We start from the raw sequence: 4,077 nt of genomic DNA on the forward strand, positions 1-4,077 counted from the left end.
GTCGCCATGGCGGGCCATGCCTCGGCGCAGGATCTCGCCGGTGTGTCGCTGGGGGTGTCGATCTGGAACATGTTGATCATCAGCATGATGGGGGTACTGATGGCCATCAACCCGGTGGTGGCGCATCTGGTGGGCGCCGATGAACTCGGCCAAGTGCCTCATGTGGTCAGGCAGGCGTTATGGAAAGCGCTGGGCGTCGGTGTGCTGGCCCTGGTGCTGGCCAATTGGGCGGCGCTGCTGTTTGACCATATGACCCTGGAGCCCCGGGTCCGCGCTCTGGCCAGGGACTTTGTTTTTGTCACCAGCCTGGCGTTGCCACCGTTTGCGTTGTACCGGGTGTTGTATGGCTACAGCACCAGCATCAATCAGACCAAACCGTTGATGGTGATCGCACTGATATCACTGGGCCTCAATATCGTGGTCAACTGGTTGCTGGTGTTTGGCCACTGGGGTTTTCCCCGACTGGGTGGCGTCGGGTGCGCCTGGGCGACACTGCTCACCGTGTCGTTCAATCTGCTGGCACTGTTGTGGTGGATGCGTCGCTCCGAGGTCTATCACGGCACCTGGCCATTGGGGCACTTTGAACCACCACATTGGCCCCAGATCAAAAGCCTGCTGGCGCTGGGCTTGCCCATCGGCATCACCTATTTTGCTGAAACCAGTGCCTTCAGCCTGATTGCCCTCCTGATTGCCGAATTTGGCAGCACCCAGGTGGCGGCGCACCAGATTGCGCTGAATTTTTCGTCGCTGGTGTTCATGGTGCCGCTGAGCCTGGGGCTGGCCCTGCTCACGCGTGTTGGCCAGTCGCTCGGCGCCCATGACCCGGTGCAGGCACGGTACCAGGCCTGGGTGGGGGTCGCGCTCGGATTGGGATGCGCGCTGGTATCCGCCACGCTGATGGCGCTGTTTGCTCGACAGATCGCCTGGGCCTACACCAGTGATGTCACGGTCATGATCCTGACCGCCCAACTGTTGCTGCTGGCTGCGCTGTTCCAGTTGTCGGACGCCACCCAGGTGGTGACCAGTTGCGCCATTCGTGGCTACAAGGTCACCCGTGCCCCCATGGTTATCCACATGACGGCGTTCTGGGTGTTTTCGCTGCCTTTGGGTTACACGCTGGGGTTGGCACCCGCCTGGATGCCCATCAGACCGTCTCAGCCGATGGGGGCGGCAGGCTTCTGGATCGCGCTGGTGGTGGGTCTGACGATTGCGGCGCTGGGCCTGGTGCTGCTGCTGCGCCGGGTGGCGCGAGATCGACTGGCCCCCTGACAGCGCCAAGCTGGACACCAGGAAGCCCGATTTCCTGATGACTTCCTGATACCGCAGGTGCTACGCTGCGGCCCGTATGACCACACCTGCCCCTGTCCATCATCAGCCACACCCTGTGCGCACCTGGGCCAGCGTCGCTGGCTTGCTGTGCGCGGCCACAGCGGGTGGTTTTCTGCTGGAACACCGGGTGTCGCTGACCAGTCAGGCCATGTTCTACGTGCTGGCGGTCGTGATGGCGGCCTACACCGTGAGCCTGCTGCCCTCCATCATCTGTGCGCTGGGCGCTGTCACTGCGTTCAACTTCTTTTTTGTACCGCCACGCTGGACTTTTGACGTTGACAGTCAAGAGCACCTGATTGCGCTGTTCACGATGCTGGTTGTCGCGCTGGTGATCAACCATCTGGCTGCGGCATTGCGCAGGAAAACAGATCTGGCCCGGTTGAATGAGCAGCGGGCACGTCAGCTCCAGGCCCTGGCTGGCCAGCTGGCCAATGTGACCAGAGCTGACGAGGTGATGCTGCTTGGCCAAAATACCTTGAACGCCATCTTTCCCGGCCCGTCATGGGTCGCTCTGCGCCAGCCAGATGGCACTTTGGCCGGCACTGAGCCGTTGGCGCAGCCCGTGCGGGACGGCCTCCAATGCTGCCTGCGCGAAGCTGCCGTGCTCGGGCCAGGTACCGGGCGCTGGCCCGGGCTGAACGCCTGGTATCTGCCACTGGGAACGCGCGACCGGATGAATGGCGCCGTCTGCATCCAGCATGTGCTGGCCAGTGACACTGCCAACCTCGAACACGCTCAGGCCCTGTGCACCCTTCTGGCGCAGGCACTTTGGCGCATTGAGCTGATGGATTCGACGATGGCAGCACAAGCTGAAGCTCAGCGCCAGCAGGTGCAGAGCACGTTTCTTGCTGCGGTGTCTCATGATTTGCGCACACCGCTGGCCACCATCGTGGGCGCCACCTCGGCGCTACAAACCCAGGACGACAAGCTCAATGCCACTGAAAAAAAACGCCTGCTCGGCAGCATCGCCAGTGAAGCGGCGTACCTGAGCAGCCTGACGGAAAACACCTTGCAGCTGGTGCAGCTGACCAATACCGCGCAGCCACTCCAGTGGCAGTGGGAGTCCATGGAAGAGATCGTTGGCGCTGCTCTGGCCCGGTGGCGTCAGCAGGACACGACGCGGCGTATCCAAACCAAAGTGCCCGAGGGGTTGCCCCTGATTCGGGCCGACCCGGTACTGCTGGCACAACTGATTGGCAACTTGCTAGACAACGCGCTCAAGTACAGCACAGGCACCATTGACTTGAACGTGGCACTTGTCGGCGGTGAACTGCAAATTGCAGTCAAGGATCGGGGTGAGGTGATTGCCGCTGAGGCCCAGCACCGCATCTTTGAGCCCTATTCCCGCGGCGACCAGTCGGGTCAGCGGGGAGCCGGACTCGGGCTGGCGCTGTGCCGGGCCATTGCCAACGTCCATGGCGGCAAGCTGACACTGCGCCGCCGCCACGGTGGTGGCAACAGTTTTGTACTGTCCTTGCCAGTTGACCAGCATCAACCCGAAGGTGACCTGCCATGAGCCTGCGCATTCTGGTGGTTGAGGACGACCGGGACATCCGCGCCTTGATGCAGGCGTCCTTGTCGGTAGAGGGGTTTGAGGTGCAGACCGCCGTGTCGTTGAGCGAAGCCCAGGCGCTGGTGCAGCACGCGCGACCCGATGTGGTGCTGCTGGATCTGGGCCTGCCCGACGGCGACGGCCTGACGCTGGTCCAACACATCCGCCAACGGCAGGCCCTGCCCATCATCGTGGTTTCTGCCAGACATCAGGAGGCGCAAAAAGTCCGGCTGCTTGATGCTGGCGCGGACGACTACCTGACCAAGCCGTTCAGTGTTGGGGAGCTGCTGGCCCGCATCCGTGTCGCGTTGCGTCACCGGGGCACAGCTCTGGCAGCAGCGGTCACGGTCCATGAGCTGGACGACTTGCACGTTGATCTGACCACACGGGAAGTGCGCAGCAAAGGTGAACTCCTGCACCTGACCCCGACCGAATTCAAACTGCTGGCACGTCTGGTACGCAGTGCCGGGCGGGTGGTCACCCATCGGCAATTGCTGACCGATGTGTGGGGGCTGGAGTTCACGGAGCACACCCACTATTTGCGGCTCTACATGGGGCAACTGCGAGCCAAGATTGAAGTCGATCCGGCCGAACCACGACACTTGCTGACAGAAACCGGTGTCGGCTACCGGCTGGCCGTGGTCTGACCGGGCGTCCACTTATGCAATCCTGACACCAGAGCGACGACAGTCAGGTCTTGTTCAACATCATGGGAAAGCCATGGACAAGACTGTGGATCGAGGTCGCGTAGCGGCACTGACGCTGGGTGCATTGGGGGTGGTTTATGGTGATATTGGCACCAGCCCGTTGTACACCATGAAAGAAATTTTTGGCCCGGCAACCAACATTCCGCTGGATGCCAACCACATCACCGGCGCGGTCTCGGTGATTTTTTGGGGCCTGATGCTGGTGGTCACCCTGAAATACGTGCTGCTCATCCTGCGCGCCGACAACCGGGGTGAAGGCGGCATCATGGCACTGACGGCGCTGGCCGCCCAAGCCGTTGGGCAGTCGCCCGGACGGCGGCTGATCCTGCTGCTGATGGGTGTTTTTGGCGCTGCCCTGTTTTATGGCGACAGTGTCATCACCCCGGCCATTTCCGTGCTGAGCGCAGTCGAAGGGCTGGAAGTGGCCACACCAGCGTTCAAACCTTATGTATTGCCGATTTGTGCTGCTGTTCTGATCGGTTTGTTTGG

Annotated in this window: 4 protein-coding genes; all 4 read left to right on the forward strand. The window is 61.8% G+C overall.

Annotation, left to right across the window (positions count from 1 at the left end; translation table 11 throughout):
- Window positions 1-1,269: MATE family efflux transporter (locus PHW99_RS16190; protein WP_300179932.1), on the forward strand; the 1,269-nt coding region annotated here is incomplete at its 5' end.
- A 115-nt stretch (window positions 1,270-1,384) separates the two neighbouring features.
- Window positions 1,385-2,845 (forward strand): DUF4118 domain-containing protein, encoded by a 1,461-nt coding sequence (locus PHW99_RS16195; protein ID WP_300179934.1) that lies wholly within the window; start codon window positions 1,385-1,387, stop codon window positions 2,843-2,845.
- Complete coding sequence (locus tag PHW99_RS16200; protein WP_300179938.1) at window positions 2,842-3,528, forward strand: response regulator; 687 nt, start codon at window positions 2,842-2,844, stop codon at window positions 3,526-3,528. The genes PHW99_RS16195 and PHW99_RS16200 overlap by 4 nt, the downstream gene beginning before the upstream one ends.
- 73 nt (window positions 3,529-3,601) lie before the next feature.
- On the forward strand, window positions 3,602-4,077 hold a 476-nt coding region (locus tag PHW99_RS16205), incomplete at its 3' end, for a KUP/HAK/KT family potassium transporter (RefSeq protein WP_300179941.1).

Source organism: Rhodoferax sp., assembly GCF_028689305.1.
Lineage (GTDB): Bacteria > Pseudomonadota > Gammaproteobacteria > Burkholderiales > Burkholderiaceae_C > Rhodoferax.

Excerpts from the sequence above, each read along its gene's own strand:
- PHW99_RS16200 (WP_300179938.1), top strand. The coding sequence starts at position 2,842 with ATGAGCCTGCGCATTCTGGTGGTTGAGGACGACCGGGACATCCGCGCC.